This is a genomic window from Pseudomonas sp. GXM4 (genome assembly GCF_008923895.1).
GTDB classification, from domain to species: domain Bacteria; phylum Pseudomonadota; class Gammaproteobacteria; order Pseudomonadales; family Pseudomonadaceae; genus Aquipseudomonas; species Aquipseudomonas atacamensis.
On record NZ_WBRZ01000007.1, the window covers coordinates 42,970 to 59,094 of the forward strand.

Sequence of the window (16,125 nt, forward strand, 5' to 3'; positions counted from 1 at the left end):
CCACTCCCACAAAGGTTGCGGTGTTCAAGATATCCGTGAACGACGCGAACCCTGTGGGAGCGGGCTTGCCCGCGATGAAAGCGACTCGGTTTCAGCTCACTCGAGAGCAGCAGCCGGGCCGAAGAACTCGTAACGGCTCTGTTTCTCCGGAACGCCCAACGCTTTCAGGTGCCGTTTGATCGCGCCCATGAACCCTTTCGGCCCCAGGAAGTACGCATCGACATCGCGCTGTGCCGGCAGCCACTGGCCGAGCAGTTCTTCGCTGAGCAGGCCAACCTTGTCCGCCGCCGGGCTGACGCCATCTTCTTCGGCGTAGCAATAGAAGCGTTTGAGCTGCGGATGACGCGCCGCCAGCCCATCGACCCAGTCGCGGAACGCGTGGACGCTGCCGTTGCGCGCGCAGTGGATAAAGTGCACCGGACGCTCGGTTGCCAGCGCTGCTTCCAGCATCGCCAGAGTCGGAGTGATGCCGACGCCGCCACTGATCAGCACCAGCGGCTTGTCGCTGGCCGCCAGGGTGAATTCGCCCGACGGCGGGAACAGCTGAATGCTTGAGTCGACGTGCAGTTGATCATGCAGATAGTTGGACGCGCGACCATTCGGCTCACGCTTGACGCTGATGCGGTACTGACCGTTATTGGCCAATGCCGACAGCGAATAGTTGCGACGGATTTCTTCGCCGTCGAGCATCAGCTTCATGCCGATGTACTGACCCGGTTCGGCCGCAAGAATCGGCCCTTTGTCTGCCGGTTCGAAGTAGAACGAGGTAATTTCGGCGCTCTCTTGCACTTTAGCCGCAACGATGAATTCCCGCGCACCGCGCCAGCCGCCGACGGCGTGTTCCTTCTGGTCGTAGATCGCGGCTTCGGCGCCGATCAGGATGTCGGCCAGTTGCCCGTACGCAGCGCCCCAGGCACTCATCACCTCAGGGGTGGCGATCTCTTCGCCGAGCACTTCGGAAATGGCGCGCAGCAGGCAGGTGCCGACGATCGGGTAATGCTCCGGCAGGATCTGCAGGGCGACGTGTTTGTTGATGATCTTCGCCACCAGATCGCCCAACTGGTCGAGCTGATCGATGTGCCGCGCGTACATCAGCACGCCGTTGGCCAAGGCACGCGGCTGATCGCCACTGGCCTGATGCGCCTGGTTGAACAGCGGCCGCACCTGCGGGTATTCGGAGAGCATCATGCGGTAGAAATGCGTGATCAACGCCTCGCCGCCGCTTTCCAGCAGAGGCACGGTGGATTTGACGATGGCACGATCCTGGACGCTAAGCATAAGGTGACTCCTGGGCTTTCTGGAAAGATTGCTTTAGGGATATCAGCTTTCATGCCAACTAATTAATCTCTTAAATTCAATAGCTTGAAACCTTCATAGTCATTTCGACACAAATGAACGTATAGTCATCGCGACTACACCTTGTCTCTTTGACTACAAAAATCATGACCGCCAAATCCTTGCTTACCGCCCTGCTGCCTCTGGTCGCCGACCTCTCCCGCGAACTGCCCGAGGGTGAGCGCTACCGGCGTTTGCTCGAGGCCATGCGCGCCTTGTTGCCCTGCGATGCCGCCGCGTTGTTGCGTCTGGATGGCGAATCATTGGTGCCGCTGGCGGTGGATGGTTTGAGTACGGATACCCTCGGCCGCCGCTTCAAGGTCAGCGAGCATCCGCGCTTCGAAATTCTGCTGGCCGGCGCCGGGCCGACGCGCTTCGCCGCCGACAGCGACTTGCCCGATCCTTATGACGGTTTGGTCGATGGCCTCGACGATCACCTCGAAGTTCACGACTGCCTCGGCTGTCCTTTATTCGTCGATGAAAAACTCTGGGGTCTGATCACCCTCGACGCGCTGGACCCGGAGCGTTTCGAGCCGATCGAACTCGACGCCCTGCAAGCCTTCGCCAGCCTCGCCTCGGCCACGGTCAATGCGGCCGAACGCATCGAACGTCTGGCCACCCGCGCCGAAGACGAGCATCAGCGCGCCGAGGTCTACCGTCAGGCCAGCGGTCAGCAGCACCGCGAAATGATCGGCCAGAGCAAAGCGCACAAACGCTTGGTGGAAGAAATCAATCTGGTCGGTGGCAGTGATCTGACTGTTCTGATCACCGGCGAAACCGGGGTCGGCAAAGAGCTCGTGGCCCAAGCGATCCACGCCGCCTCCGCGCGCGCCGACAAACCGCTCATCAGCCTCAACTGCGCCGCCCTCCCCGACACGCTGGTGGAAAGCGAACTGTTCGGCCACGTGCGCGGCGCCTTCACCGGCGCCACCAGCGACCGGCGTGGCAAGTTCGAACTGGCCAATGGCGGCACGCTTTTTCTTGATGAAGTCGGCGAACTGTCGCTGACAGTCCAAGCCAAGTTGCTGCGCGTATTGCAGAGCGGTCAGTTGCAGCGCTTGGGCTCGGACAAGGAGCACCAGGTCGACGTGCGTCTGATTGCCGCGACCAATCGCGATCTGGCCGAGGAAGTGCGCAGCGGTCGCTACCGTGCCGACTTTTATCACCGCTTGAGCGTGTATCCGCTGCGGGTGCCGGCGCTGCGCGATCGCGGGCGCGACGTGTTGCTGCTCAGTGGCTTCTTTCTCGAGCAGAACCGCTCACGCATGGGCCTCAATAGCCTGCGTTTGAACAGTGATGCTCAGGAAGCGCTGCTCGCCTATACCTGGCCGGGCAATGTCCGAGAGCTGGAGCATTTGATCGGACGCAGTGCGCTGAAGGCGCTGGGTAACTGCAAAGTGCGGCCGAAGATTCTGAGTCTGAGCGCGGCGGAACTGGATTTGCCCCATGAGGTTGTGGATAACGTGGTTGCGCCTGCCAGTGCCGACTCGGCCAATGTGCTGCCGATGATCAGCGGGGATCTGCGCACTGCCACCGATGAGTTTCAGCGGCGCCTGATCAGTGCAGCGCTGGAGCGTCATCAGGATAACTGGGCGAGTGCGGCTCGGGAGTTGGGGGTGGATCGGGCGAATCTGGGGCGGATGGCCAAGCGTTTGGGCATGAAATAACCACGCCATGTAGCTTGCTTGATGACCTGTGGCGAGGGGATTTATCCCCGTTGGACTGCGCAGCAGTCCCGTCTTTTGCGCCCGCTACGCGACCCAACGGGGATAAATCCCCTCGCCACAGATGTTTTTTGTCCAGCCGACAACTGAGCTAAAGCCCCACCTTCTGACGCCGATAACACGGCATCAAAGGTTTCTGGCGATTTCCACTCTCGCCCCCACAGAAGGTTCTTATGTCCTCCACCAAAGCCCGCGCAGATTCACTTTCGCTTCTGCTGTTTACCTTGCGCAGCGGCAAGCTGATGGCGATCAACCTGCTGAAAGTCAGTGAAATCATTCCCTGCCCGCCGCTGACCAAGCTGCCGGAGTCGCACCCGCACGTCAAAGGCATCGCCTCCCTGCGCGGTGCCTCTTTGTCGGTGATCGACCTCAGCCGCGCGATCGGCGAGCGGCCGCTGGAGGATCCCAACGGTGGCTGCCTGATCGTCACCGATGTCAGCCGTTCCAAGCAGGGTCTGCATGTGCAGGCGGTGAGCAAGATCGTCCATTGCCTGACCACCGACATCAAGCCACCACCTTTCGGCTCCGGCGGCTCGCGCGCCTACATTACCGGCGTGACCTCGGTGGACGGCACGCTGGTGCAGGTGCTGGATATCGAAAAAGTCATCCACAGCATCGCCCCGGCGCAGATCGAAATGGCGCCGACCGACCTGACCATGGAAGACGCTGAAGTGCTCGGCAACGCGCGCATTCTGGTGGTCGATGACAGCCAGGTGGCCCTGCAGCAATCGGTGCACACCCTGCGCAACCTCGGCCTGCAATGCCACACCGCGCGCAGTGCCAAGGAAGCCATCGACTGCCTGCTCGACCTGCAAGGCACCGCGCAGCAGATCAATCTGATCGTCTCCGACATCGAAATGTCGGAAATGGACGGCTACGCCTTCACCCGTACCCTGCGCGAAACCCCGGATTTCGCTCACTTGTACGTCTTGCTGCATACCTCGCTCGACAGCGCGATGAACAGTGAAAAAGCTCGCCTGGCCGGTGCCAACGCGGTGCTGACCAAGTTCTCCTCGCCGGAGCTGACCCAACGCCTGATCGAAGCCGCCAAGCACGTCGCGGCCAACGGGCACTGAGTCTTGGCCGAGACGTTTTGCTTTCTGCTGCGCCGCGACTTGAGTGGACCTCTGCCGGATGCTCAGTGGCCGGACGGGATTGAGCTGTCCGTCTACCGCGAGGAACTGGCGCCGGCAGTGCATCAGTTGATGCAGCTCGGACAGCTGGAAGGTGGCGGTCGAGTGCCGTCACTGGACGATTGGCAGCGGCGCTTTGCCAGCGACCCTGAATACGACCCTGCGTTGTGTTTCATTGCCTGCGATGCCGAGGGCGTGGTGGGCGTGGCGCAGTGCTGGACCAGTGCGTATATCAAGAATCTGGTGGTGCACCCGCGAATGCAGGACCGGGGGCTTGGACGCGCGTTGTTGCTGCATGCCTTCAGCGTCTTTCAACAGCGACGCGAGGGGTTTGTCGATTTGCGGGTTCTGGAGGACAACCTGCGGGCGCGGCGGTTGTATGAGAGTGTCGGGATGTATCTGGTCCGCCGGGAATTGGTGCCGGACTGATCAAAGTCAAAAGATCGCAGCCTCCGGCAGCTCCTACAGGAAACCGCATATCCATGTGGGAGCTGCCGAAGGCTGCGATCTTTTAGCGGTGTCCCAGGCAACAAATCTCTTTAGACAGACTCCAACCTTGGCCACCCAGAACCAAGGACGCCCACCGTGAGAATCCTCATCGCAAGCTTGCTCAGCCTCATCGCCCTCGCCTCCCAGGCCCATGCCTCCAGCCCCGACGCCTGGGCTGCCTATGACAAGACCGTACTCGCCAGCTGCACCAAGGCCAGCGGTCTGAAAAACGTCAAACCGGTCGGCACACCGGCGCAATTCGACGACCGCGTCGGTTACACCGCCGTTCTGCTGCAAGGCCAATACCCGCAAAAACACATGAAAGGCCAGCAAGGCAGCGAGCTGTGCCTGTACAACAAACAGTCGAAAACCGCGTACGTCACCGAGTGGGATTCGATTCGCCCGACCGCCAAACCTCAGTGAATGGCGCACAACTTGCTTCGACCCGGCCCTGTGCGGTGGTTTTCCGCCACCGTTTCACACCCTGATTGAAGACAGATCGCTCAATGAATACGACGTTTTCCTGCGTAGGTTGCGGCAAATGCTGCACCGATCACCATGTCCCGCTGACGCTCGCCGAAGCCCGCATGTGGGCGGCGGATGGCGGTCAGGTGATCGTGCTGGCCGAGGCTTTTCTCGGCAATGGCCTGGGCCTGCCAGCGCAACAGCGCGAACATGCCGAGCGCCGTTCGGCGGTGGTCCGCAGTGGCACTACTGATGCTCACGTGGCGATCACTTTTGCCGCCTACAACGTCGGCCCCTGCCGGAATCTTGACGACGACAAGCGCTGCCGGATCTACGAGCGCCGCCCGCTGGTCTGCCGGATTTACCCGGCGGAAATCAATCCGCACATCCCGCTCAATCCAGCTGCCAAGGATTGCCCGCCAGAGTCCTGGGAGCAGGGGCCGGAGCTGATTGTGGGCGGCGAGCTGGTTGATCGGGAACTGGTTGAGCTGATCCAGCGTTCGCGTCAGGCGGATCGGGATGACATCAGACTCAAGGATGCGATCTGCGCAATGTTGGGGATTCGCACCACGGCGCTCAAGGGCGACGGGTTCACCGCGTACTTGCCGAACATGGATGCGTTTGCAGCGGTGATCGACCAGGTGAGCGCGCAACCGCTGGCGGCGCGAACCAGTGAATGGCTGTTTCATTTGTCCGGCGATGATGTCGCCGGGCAAGTGCTGGCTGCGGGTGGGCAAGTGGTGACGGAACCGGCGCAGACTTATGCGTTTATTTCATTGCGCGCGGCTTGATCCACGTTTTTCGGCGAGGCTGAGGGCCTCTTCGCGGGCAAGCCCGCTCCCACAGGGACTTGCGTAGTGCACCAATCAGGTGAACACCCGAGAAACCTGTGGGAGCTGGCTTGCCAGCGAAAAGGCCAATCAGGTCCAGCAGATCTGACTCAGCGCTTTCCCATCGACCGACGCGTGCCCGGCGGCGCCATGCCCGGGGTTTTGGTGTGGCCATTCTTCGCGCCATTCTTGTACCAAGGCTGATTCGAGCCTTTCGCCGAAGCCAGCTCGCCCGGTTTGAACGGGAACTTGAACGCCGGGATCTCGGCCTTGGTTTCGCTGGTGTCAGCCACTTCAGCCGGGACGTCGCTCACAGCGTCGTCAACCGGCGGTTGGGTCGGGGAAGTCATAAAAGCTCCGGGAACAAAAAGTCGGCCCGATCAGTGAGCCGCAAAGGCGCGCAGTATACCTGTGCGCTCTGGCTCGGCATCTGAAGATTTGCGCGATGCGCTGAATGGCTGCCTGGCACTGACACTGACACTGCGTGATGATATTTCAGTTCATGCGATGCTGAACGTCACCCAACAATTGCGAGGTGCTCTCCAGCAACTGCTCAAGAAGCGCGTCATCTTCATCCATATAGCCTTCGTATTCGGCGAGATTGCGTCGCTCGTGGCACAACGCAAACAATCGCACCTGAATTTTGCTGCTTTGCGTGGTATGGATCAGGCACTGGAATACCAGATAGCGCTTGTCCGATCGATAGCCACTCAAGCGAAGAGCTGTCAGCGCCAGCGCGTGAGCGGCGTTGTAGGCCAAATCGAACCGGCTGGAAAACGACAGTGTGCAGGTGTGCGCATCCTTGAGCCTGTCCAGAGCCGAGCGCATCAGCCCCTCACACTCCTTGCGGTCAGGTGGCTCCGCTTTCAGTACACCGCTACGTAGAAGATTCTCCAGACTCTCGTTGCTGCCCATCCTTGGACTCCAAAGGGTTTGCCCCTGACAGATCAATTTTTTCCTGCTGCATCACTCGCATGACAAAACTGTTCTGTGCCGCCAGCTTCCTGGCCCAGTCTTGCGGGGTGTATAGCGTCGGGTTGATGGGACGCCCCAATTGCTCCTCCAACGGCATGAGTCGCTCCATCAACTCACTGTAGTGCAGGCCTTCGCCAATCAGCATGAGATCTATGTCACTGAGTGTGTTCGCCGAGTTTTTGGCGATGGAGCCATACACGAACGCCCAAGTGATCTGTTCGGCAAACGGTTCTAATGCCTGACGAAGAGGCTCGGCAAAACCGAATGTCTTGCGCGTGATGCCCAGAAGCTCCGCGTAGATAGGACATGCGGGGTTGGCCTGGTAATGGGTCTGGTTACCCACTCGAGTCATGCTGAGAATCCCGGCTCGTTGCAATCGATCGAGTTCACGCATCAAGCCGCCTTTGCCAACCTGTGCCCAGCGCACAATTTCGTTGGCGTAGAACGTCTGGTCAGGCTTGCCGAACAACAATCCCAACACTTTTTGCTGGGTGGCGGTGAACAGGGCTTCGCTTAAAGAAAGGTTTTCCACTGGCGCAAACCGAAGAGTCCCAAAAAAGGAACGATAGGTCCCTTTTAGGGACTTATCAACTCAACGGTAATCGCAGCCACTGCAATTATCGTCGGAAACTGACAATCCTGACAGCCAGTCGTCACCCTGCCGACCGCCTGACCGGTTTATAACTGGTCAATCTGCCCAAACTCCAGACTTCGGCGCCGCGCATGTCCATCCAGAAAAACAAAATCCTGCTGGCCACTCTCCTGATTCTGCTGGCAGCCGCCGGCCTGTGGTTCGCGCTGAAACCGGCGCCGGCCAAACTGGCTACACCGACCGCCATTCCTGTGCGGGTGGTGACGGTCAGCGCCAAAGACGTGCCGCGCTATACCAGCGGCATCGGCTCGGTGCTGTCGCTGCACAGCGTGGTGGTGCGCCCGCAGATCGACGGGATCCTGACGAAAATTCTGGTCAAGGAAGGTCAGCTGGTCAAAGCAGGCGACCTGCTCGCCACCATCGACGACCGCTCGATCCGCGCCAGCCTCGACCAGGCCCGGGCGCAGTTGGGCGAGAGTCAGGCGCAGTTGCAGGTCGCGCTGGTCAATCTCAAGCGCTACAAACTGCTCAGCGTCGACGACGGCGTATCGAAACAGACCTTCGACCAGCAACAGGCCTTGGTCAATCAGCTCAAAGCCACGGCACAAGGCAATCAGGCCTCGATCGATGCGGCGCAGGTGCAACTGTCCTACACGCAGATTCGCTCTCCGGTTACTGGGCGCGTCGGTATTCGTACGGTCGATGAAGGCAACTTCCTGCGCATGACCGACACCCAGGGCCTGTTCACCGTCACGCAGATCGACCCGATCGCCGTCGAGTTCTCCCTGCCGCAGCAGATGCTGCCGACCCTGCAGAGTCTGATCAGCGATCCGCAACGCGCCCCGGTCAAGGCGTACATCGGAGCCGATACTGATGGCGAAACCGGCAATCTGCTCGGCGAAGGTCAGCTGACCCTGATCGACAATCAGATCAACGCCAACACTGGCACCATCCGCGCCAAGGCCGAATTCGCCAATGCCAGCCAGAAGCTCTGGCCGGGTTTGCTGGTGACGGTAAAAATTCAGACGGCTGTGGATAAAGATGCGCTGGTGGTTCCGCCCACCGTCGTACAGCGTGGCCTCGAACAACACTTTGTTTACCGCGTGAAGGACGACAAGGTCGAGGCGGTGCCGGTGCAAATGGTTTATCAGGGCAGCGGCCAGGACATCATCAAAGGTGTCAACGCTGGTGACGTGCTGGTGACCGACGGCCAGTCGCGACTCAAGCCGGGCTCGAGCGTGCAAGTCATGAGCGAGCCGCCGCAAGTGGTGCAGGCGGAGCAGAAGCCATGAACTCGCACAAAGGCATCTCGACCTGGTGCATCGATCACCCGGTGGCGACGATTTTGCTGACGTTCGCTCTGGTACTGGTCGGCGTAATTGCCTTCCCGCGTTTGCCGATTGCGCCACTGCCGGAAGCAGAATTTCCTACGATCCAGGTCTCGGCACAGTTGCCCGGCGCCAGCCCCGACACCATGGCTTCCTCAGTGGCCACGCCGCTGGAGGTGCAATTCAGCGCCATCCCCGGCATGACCCAGATGACCTCGAGCAGTGCGCTGGGCTCAACTCTGCTGACCCTGCAATTTACCCTCGATAAAAGCATCGACACCGCCGCCCAGGAAGTACAGGCGGCGATCAACACCGCCGCCGGCAAGTTGCCCAAAGACATGCCGACGCTGCCAACGTGGAAGAAGGTCAACCCGGCCGACAGCCCAGTGCTGATCCTCAGTGTCAGCTCGACACAGATGCCCGGCACCGAACTCAGCGACCTGGTGGAAACCCTGCTCTCGCGTCAGATCAGTCAGGTCGACGGCGTCGGCCAGATCAACATCACCGGTCAGCAACGCCCGGCGATTCGCGTACAAGCCTCGGCGGACAAACTCGCGGCCATCGGCCTGACGCTGGCCGACATTCGGCTGGCGATCCAGCAGACCAGCCTAAACCTGGCCAAAGGTGCGCTGTACGGCGAGTCGAGCATTTCCACGTTGTCGACCAACGACCAGTTGTTCCACCCCGAGGACTACAGCGAGCTCATCGTTTCCTACAAGGATGGCGCCCCGGTTCACCTGCGCGATGTCGCCAAAGTCGTCAACGGTGCGGAAGATGCCTACGTGCAGGCCTGGGCCGGAGATCGCCCCGGTGTGAATCTGGTGATTTTCCGCCAGCCCGGCGCCAACATCGTTGAAACCGTCGACCGCATTCAAGCCGCCCTGCCCGGCCTCGAAGCGATGCTGCCGGCCTCGGTGCAGGTGAAAACCCTGATCGACCGCACGCAGACCATTCGCGCCTCGCTGCATGAAGTCGAGATCACTTTGCTGATCGCGATCCTGCTGGTGGTCGCGGTGATGGCGCTGTTCCTGCGGCAGTTGTCGGCGACGCTGATTGTTTCGGCGGTGCTCGGCGTCTCGCTGATCGCCAGTTTCGCCCTGATGTACGTCCTCGGCTTCAGCCTGAACAACCTGACGCTGGTGGCGATCGTCGTCGCGGTCGGCTTCGTCGTGGACGATGCGATTGTGGTGGTGGAAAACATCCATCGCCATCTCGAGGCCGGCGATGACATGCGCGAGGCGGCGATCAAGGGGGCCGGCGAGATTGGCTTCACCGTCGTCTCGATCAGTTTCTCACTGGTGGCGGCGTTCATTCCGCTGCTGTTCATGGGCGGTGTGGTCGGGCGCCTTTTCAAGGAATTCGCCCTGACAGCGACTTCGACGATCATGATTTCCGTGGTGGTGTCGCTGACCCTGGCGCCAACCCTTGCCGCGCTGTTTATGCGTAAGCCGGTACATCACGCCAACGCCCAACCCGGTTTCAGCGAACGCCTGCTCGGCTGGTACGAAAAGGGCCTGCGCCGCGCCCTCGATCATCAGAAATTGATGATCGGCGTGTTCGGTCTCTCGCTGGCGTTGGCGGTCGCCGGGTACATTTTCATTCCCAAGGGGTTCTTCCCGGTGCAGGACACCGGTTTTGTCCTCGGCACCACCGAAGCCGCTGCGGATATCTCCTACGGCGATATGGTGAAAAAACACTTGGCCATGGCCGAAATCGTCGCGGCCGATCCGGCGGTGCAGGCGTTTTCTCATTCGGTCGGGGTTTCCGGCAGCAACCAGACCATCGCCAACGGGCGCTTCTGGATCGCCCTGAAAAAACGTGGCGATCGCGATGTCAGCGCCAGCCAGTTCATCGATCGCATCCGCCCGCAGCTGATGAAAGTCCCCGGCATCGTCCTGTATCTGCGCGCCGGGCAGGACATCAACCTCAGCTCCGGGCCGAGCCGTGCGCAGTACCAATACGTACTCAAGAGCAACGACGGCGCGACCCTCGCCACCTGGACCCAGCGCCTGACCGAGAAACTGCGCAGCAACCCGGCGTTCCGCGACATTTCCAACGATCTGCAACTGGGCGGCAGCATCACCCACATCAGCATCGATCGCAGCGCCGCCGCGCGTTTCGGCCTGACCGCCAGCGATGTCGACGAGGCGCTGTACGATGCATTCGGCCAACGGCAGATCAATGAATTCCAGACCCAGGTCAACCAGTACAACGTGATTCTGGAACTGGATACCAAACAACGCGGCAAGGCCGAAAGCCTCAACTATTTTTACCTGCGCTCACCACTCAGTGGGGAAATGGTGCCGCTCTCGGCTCTGGCCCGATTCGACGCGCCGACCATCGGCCCGCTGTCGATTGCCCATGACGGCATGTTCCCCGCCGCCAACATGTCATTCAACCTCGCCCCCGGCGTGGCATTGGGCGATGCGGTGATTCAGCTCAACCAGGCCAAGGCCGAGATCGGCATGCCCACCGCGATCAGCGGCAATTTTCAGGGTGCGGCGCAGGCGTTCCAGAGTTCGCTGGCCAGCCAGCCATGGCTGATTCTGGCGGCGCTGGTGGCGGTGTACATCATTCTCGGAGTGCTTTATGAAAGCTTCGTGCATCCACTGACGATCATTTCGACCCTGCCGGCGGCAGGCCTCGGCGCGGTGATCATGCTGTGGATCTGCGGCCAGGACTTTTCGATCATGGCGTTGATCGGCCTGGTGCTGCTGATCGGCATCGTCAAAAAGAACGGCATCCTGATGATCGACTTCGCGCTCGAGGCGCAGCGCCAGCGCGGTCTGCCGCCGCAGGAGGCGATTTTCGAAGCGTGCATCACCCGGTTCCGGCCGATCATCATGACCACCCTCGCCGCCCTGCTCGGTGCGTTGCCGCTGATGCTCGGTTACGGCACCGGCGCCGAACTTCGCCAGCCGTTGGGCATTGCCGTGGTCGGCGGTTTGCTGGTCAGCCAGATGCTGACGCTGTTTACCACTCCGGTCATATACTTGTGGCTTGAGCGGCTGTTCCACCGGCCCAAACCTGCGCCTGTAGCGGCGTTGGCGACCACAGACTGAGGCAGGGTCATGCGCGTTCTGATTATCGAAGACGAAGAAAAAACCGCGGATTATCTGCACCGTGGCCTGACCGAACAGGGCTACACCGTCGACCTTGCCCGCGACGGTGTCGAAGGCCTGCATCTGGCGCTGGAATGCGACTACGCCGTGATCGTCCTCGACGTGATGTTGCCGGGGCTCGATGGCTTCGGCGTACTGCGCGCATTACGTGCGCGCAAGCAGACCCCGGTGATCATGCTCACCGCCCGCGAGCGCGTCGAAGATCGGATAAAGGGCCTGCGCGACGGCGCCGACGATTACCTCGGCAAACCGTTTTCCTTTCTCGAACTGGTCGCCCGCCTGCAAGCATTGACTCGCCGCAGCGGCGGCCATGAGCCGGTGCAAGTGACAATCGCCGACCTGTGGATCGACCTGATCAGCCGCAAGGCCACCCGCGCCGGCACGCGCCTGGATCTGACCGCGAAAGAGTTTTCCCTGCTCAGCGTGCTCGCCCGTCGCCAGGGCGAAATCCTTTCGAAGACCGCAATCGCGGAAATGGTCTGGGACATCAATTTCGACAGTGACGCCAACGTCGTCGAAGTCGCGATCAAACGCCTGCGCGCCAAGCTCGACGGGCCGTTCAACGAAAAGCTGCTGCACACGATCCGCGGCATGGGTTATGTGCTGGAGAGCCGTGGTGTCCAGTAACTCGATTGCCTTGCGCCTGAGCGGAATGTTCACGCTTGTGGCGCTGGTGGTGTTTCTGTTGATTGGCGGCGCGCTGTATCAGCAGGTCGACAAGGGCTTGGGATTGTTGCCCGAAGCCGAGCTGGATGCGCGGTACAGCGTGCTCGAATCCACCGTCGGCCGTTACGGCACGCCGGAACATTGGGTGAAGATAAACAACAAGCTCAAGCTGCTCGGGGAAGAAGACAAGCGCATCAGCTTCTGGATCAGCAGCGGTGATCCGCGCTACGAGTACGGCAACCTTACGCCGCAGATTCGTGCCGCCATCAATGGCCCGTTGGGCATGCACGATCTGCAACTGCCCGATCAGCCCTACCCGCTGAAAGTGCTGGTCAGTCAGTTCCCCGCCAAGGATCAGCGTCCGCCGTTGCGCTTCATGATCGGCATCGACACCGAGACGCTGCATCAGACCCAGCATCACTTGCTCATCGCCCTGATCAGTCTGGCGATTGTCGGGGTGCTGCTGGCCTCTGCATTGGGCTATTGGGTCGCAAGAATCGGTCTGAAGCCGTTGATCAAACTGTCGCAGGAAGCCCAGCGTCTGGCCCCACCACTGCGCGCCGGACGCTTGCGCCTGTCGCCGCTGCCGCCGGAACTGGAACAGTTTGTCGAGTCGTTCAACTCGACCCTGGAACGGGTCGAACTGGCCTATTCACGGCTGGAATCGTTCAACGCCGACGTCGCCCATGAACTGCGTTCGCCGCTGACCAACCTGATCGGCCAGACCCAGGTCGCGCTGACTCGCGGGCGCTCCGCCGAACACTATTTCGAAGTGCTGCAATCCAATCTCGAAGAGCTGGAGCGGCTGCGTTCGATCATCAACGACATGCTGTTTCTGGCCAGCGCCGATCAGGGCAACAAGGCGACCAAACTGACCTCGACGTCATTGGCTGATGAGGTGGCGACGACGCTGGACTATCTGGATTTCATCCTTGAAGACGCGCAGGTTGAAGTGCAGGTCAGCGGCGATGCGCAAGTGCAGATCGAGGTCGCGCATCTGCGCCGGGCATTGATCAATTTGCTCAGCAACGCGGTGCAGCATACCGAACCGGGCCAGGTGATCGAGGTGCGCATCGAGGTTGAAGAACATCAGGTAAGCATTGGCGTAGCCAATCCCGGGACGCCGATTGCCAGCGAGCATCTGCCGAGGTTGTTCGAGCGGTTTTATCGGGTTGATGCCTCGCGCAGCAACAGCGGCAATAACCACGGCCTGGGGCTGGCAATCGTCAAGGCGATTGCGCTGATGCATGGCGGGGATGTGTTTGTGCGCAGTGATCGGGGCATGAACACCTTCGGCATTCACCTTCCGGTCTGAATGCTCAACCAAGCCCTGTGGCGAGGGGATTTATCCCCGCTCGGCTGCGCAGCAGTCGCAAATCCTGTGCACAAGGTCCAAGAATCTTTGAGGCTGGAATTCTTGGGGCCGCTTCGCAGCCCAACGGGGATAAATCCCCTCGCCACAGGCCACCATCACGCACAGACCGGGTTGTTACCCGTGCCGATCTTTGCTTTTGCTGTAACAGTCATTTATGAAAATCACGCTGTTTCCCAAACCCCGGCAACCTTATCTTTGCCCGCACCAAACAGCACTCGCCAAGCGAGAAGGTTTTCAAGATGTCCAACAGTATGGGTATTGCCAGCGCATTCGTTTTGTCCTCATTGATCCTGTCGCCGATGGCGATGGCTGAAGAATCGCAAGCGTTCGTGGCGCACAATGTCGCTCGCGCGCAGGCATTCGATCAGCATCAGGCCGAAGTGATGGCCAAGGCTCAAGACGCAATGCAATCCCCGCAGGCCGCTACTTCCCAGGCTCAAGCGCTCGAGAAAGACAGCTGAGTCGCACCGCGAAAGGTTTCCCTCGACGCGGTTGTTTGGCTCTTCCCGTTCAACCGTCGTCACTCCAGGCCGCTGCCATTCAGCGGCCTTTTTTCGTTGTGGTCTGAAAGCCGTCTGATGCGTCTGTAACAACAAGAAACATCAAGCCGCTCAAGAAACAGAGCGGCCCGCTGACCCAAGGAGCTCCATCGCACGTGTTTTACCCTGCCCGCCTCACCCCGCTGTTCATTGCAATTGCCGCAACGATTGCCCCCGCTGTCCACGCCGATGAGCCTGCCCAACAGGACTTCGTCGCAGGCTCGAGCCTCAACCTCAACGCCCGCAACTACTACATGAATCGCAACCGCTTGCAGAAGGCGGACGACAATATCGAGTGGGGTCAGGGTTTTCTCGGCGTATTCCAGTCTGGCTACACCGAAGGCACGGTCGGCTTCGGCGTCGATGCCCATGCCATGCTCGGCTTGAAACTCGATGGCGGAGGCGGGACCGACGGTTCGAGCATCCTGCCGATCAGCGATGGCAACGGCAAAGCGCCGGGCTCGTTCTCCACCGCAGGCGGGACGTTGAAGATGCGCGCCTTCGATACCGAGTTGAAGGCCGGTGATCTGTTCCTCACCAACCCGGTCATCGCCGGCGGCGACACGCGGATGCTGCCGCAGACCTTTCGTGGCATCAGCCTGAGTAACCGCAGCTTCGACGGCTGGCTGATCGAAGGTGGCCAGGCCAGTTTCACCAAACCCTATAACCAGAGTGGTCATACCCGCATCGGGACGTCATACGGCACCCTCGCCGACGGCGACGAAAGCCAGCACCTGAACTGGGCCGGTGTGGCCTGGAGCGGCGTTGAGGGCCTGACCAGCAGCCTTTACGCGTCCGAGCTCAAGGACATCTGGAACCAGTACTACTACGACCTCGACTACACCTGGCAACTGAACGATCTGGTCAGCCTCAACCCGGGCCTGCACTTCTATCACACGCAAGACACCGGCGATGCGCTGCTCGGCGATATCGACAACAACACCTGGAGCACGCATCTCACCGTCGGCATCGGCAACCACAGCGTCACTGCCGCGTATCAGCGGGTCAACGGCAACACGCCGTTCGACTACATCAGCCAGGGCGACAGCGTTTATCTGGACAACTCGCAGCAGTATTCGGACTTCAACGGCCCGAACGAACGCTCTTGGAAGCTCAAGTACGCTTACGACTTCACTGGTGTCGGCATCCCCGGCCTGACTTCGGCGCTGTCTTACTCACGCGGCACGGTCGACCTGACCAAAGCCGATCCGGACAGCGCAGGCTATTCGAGCTGGTACAGCGCCGATGGCCGCAACGCCAAGCATTGGGAACGCGACATCGATTTGCAGTACGTCGTACAAAGCGGCCACGCCAAGGACCTCGCGGTGCGCCTGCAATGGGCGACCAACCGTGGCGGCAACGGCTACGGCGCGATTGATTCGGATACAGATGAATACCGCGTGATCATCGACTACCCGGTCAACGTCTTCTAAGATCGGCGCTGCGTTTTTCAGATCCTGTGATCTACCCTGTGGGAGCGAGCCTGCTCGCGAAAGCTGATTGTCAGTCAACATCTGTGTTGAATGACACACCGCTTTCGCGAGCAGGCTCG

At 60.4% G+C, this 16,125-nt stretch carries 15 protein-coding genes; 11 read left to right on the forward strand and 4 right to left on the reverse strand.

Features of this window, described 5'->3' with window-relative positions; all coding sequences use genetic code 11:
* Nucleotides 1-96: 96 nt before the first annotated feature.
* Entirely contained in the window at nt 97-1,278 is a 1,182-nt protein-coding gene (gene hmpA / locus F8N49_RS02520; protein WP_151550713.1) for an NO-inducible flavohemoprotein, read from the reverse strand.
* A gap of 164 nt (nt 1,279-1,442) precedes the next feature.
* On the opposite strand from hmpA, the gene norR reads away from it, so the two are divergent.
* From norR to F8N49_RS02545, 5 genes are all read left to right on the forward strand, one after another.
* Nucleotides 1,443-3,002, forward strand: coding sequence for a nitric oxide reductase transcriptional regulator NorR (norR, locus tag F8N49_RS02525; protein ID WP_151550714.1), 1,560 nt, complete (start codon nt 1,443-1,445; stop codon nt 3,000-3,002).
* Between the two features lie 230 nt (nt 3,003-3,232).
* Nucleotides 3,233-4,135, forward strand: a complete 903-nt coding sequence (locus F8N49_RS02530; protein ID WP_016773296.1) for a chemotaxis protein CheV — start codon at nt 3,233-3,235, stop codon at nt 4,133-4,135.
* A gap of 3 nt (nt 4,136-4,138) precedes the next feature.
* Nucleotides 4,139-4,621 carry a GNAT family N-acetyltransferase gene (locus F8N49_RS02535; protein WP_151550715.1) on the forward strand — a complete coding sequence of 161 codons (483 nt, stop codon included), beginning with the start codon at nt 4,139-4,141 and terminating at the stop codon, nt 4,619-4,621.
* A 156-nt stretch (nt 4,622-4,777) separates the two neighbouring features.
* Nucleotides 4,778-5,104: a hypothetical protein gene (locus F8N49_RS02540; RefSeq protein ID WP_151550716.1), complete on the forward strand. Its 327-nt coding sequence runs from the start codon at nt 4,778-4,780 to the stop codon at nt 5,102-5,104.
* 83 nt (nt 5,105-5,187) lie between these two features.
* Nucleotides 5,188-5,937, forward strand: coding sequence for a YkgJ family cysteine cluster protein (locus F8N49_RS02545; RefSeq protein WP_151550717.1), 750 nt, complete (start codon nt 5,188-5,190; stop codon nt 5,935-5,937).
* Nucleotides 5,938-6,086: 149 nt separating this feature from the next.
* Here F8N49_RS02545 and F8N49_RS02550 read toward each other — a convergent pair whose 3' ends face one another.
* From F8N49_RS02550 to F8N49_RS02560, 3 genes are all read right to left on the reverse strand, one after another.
* Nucleotides 6,087-6,326, reverse strand: a complete 240-nt coding sequence (locus F8N49_RS02550; protein WP_039761398.1) for a hypothetical protein — start codon at nt 6,324-6,326, stop codon at nt 6,087-6,089.
* A 145-nt stretch (nt 6,327-6,471) separates the two neighbouring features.
* Nucleotides 6,472-6,891 carry a hypothetical protein gene (locus tag F8N49_RS02555; RefSeq protein WP_151550718.1) on the reverse strand — a complete coding sequence of 140 codons (420 nt, stop codon included), beginning with the start codon at nt 6,889-6,891 and terminating at the stop codon, nt 6,472-6,474.
* The gene (locus F8N49_RS02560) at nt 6,854-7,483 is read right to left on the reverse strand and encodes a nucleotidyltransferase domain-containing protein (RefSeq protein ID WP_110646179.1); all 630 of its coding nucleotides are present in this window, start codon (nt 7,481-7,483) and stop codon (nt 6,854-6,856) included. Before F8N49_RS02560 ends, F8N49_RS02555 begins: the two co-directional genes overlap by 38 nt.
* Before the next feature lie 191 nt (nt 7,484-7,674).
* Here F8N49_RS02560 and F8N49_RS02565 point away from each other — a divergent pair, with 191 nt between their 5' ends.
* The 6 genes from F8N49_RS02565 to F8N49_RS02590 all read left to right on the forward strand — a co-directional run bounded on the left by F8N49_RS02565 (nt 7,675) and on the right by F8N49_RS02590 (nt 16,006).
* Complete coding sequence (locus tag F8N49_RS02565; RefSeq protein ID WP_151550719.1) at nt 7,675-8,835, forward strand: efflux RND transporter periplasmic adaptor subunit; 1,161 nt, start codon at nt 7,675-7,677, stop codon at nt 8,833-8,835.
* Nucleotides 8,832-11,933, forward strand: a complete 3,102-nt coding sequence (locus F8N49_RS02570) for a multidrug efflux RND transporter permease subunit (RefSeq protein WP_071173545.1) — start codon at nt 8,832-8,834, stop codon at nt 11,931-11,933. Before F8N49_RS02565 ends, F8N49_RS02570 begins: the two co-directional genes overlap by 4 nt.
* 9 nt (nt 11,934-11,942) lie before the next feature.
* Nucleotides 11,943-12,620, forward strand: a complete 678-nt coding sequence (locus tag F8N49_RS02575) for a heavy metal response regulator transcription factor (RefSeq protein ID WP_016773287.1) — start codon at nt 11,943-11,945, stop codon at nt 12,618-12,620.
* Complete coding sequence (locus F8N49_RS02580) at nt 12,610-13,974, forward strand: heavy metal sensor histidine kinase (protein WP_110603077.1); 1,365 nt, start codon at nt 12,610-12,612, stop codon at nt 13,972-13,974. Before F8N49_RS02575 ends, F8N49_RS02580 begins: the two co-directional genes overlap by 11 nt.
* Nucleotides 13,975-14,273: 299 nt before the next feature.
* Nucleotides 14,274-14,495: a hypothetical protein gene (locus F8N49_RS02585; RefSeq protein ID WP_071173547.1), complete on the forward strand. Its 222-nt coding sequence runs from the start codon at nt 14,274-14,276 to the stop codon at nt 14,493-14,495.
* Nucleotides 14,496-14,689: 194 nt separating this feature from the next.
* A complete protein-coding gene (locus tag F8N49_RS02590; protein ID WP_071173548.1) occupies nt 14,690-16,006 on the forward strand; it encodes an OprD family porin in 1,317 nt (438 codons plus the stop codon).
* The last annotated feature ends 119 nt before the right edge of the window (nt 16,007-16,125 follow it).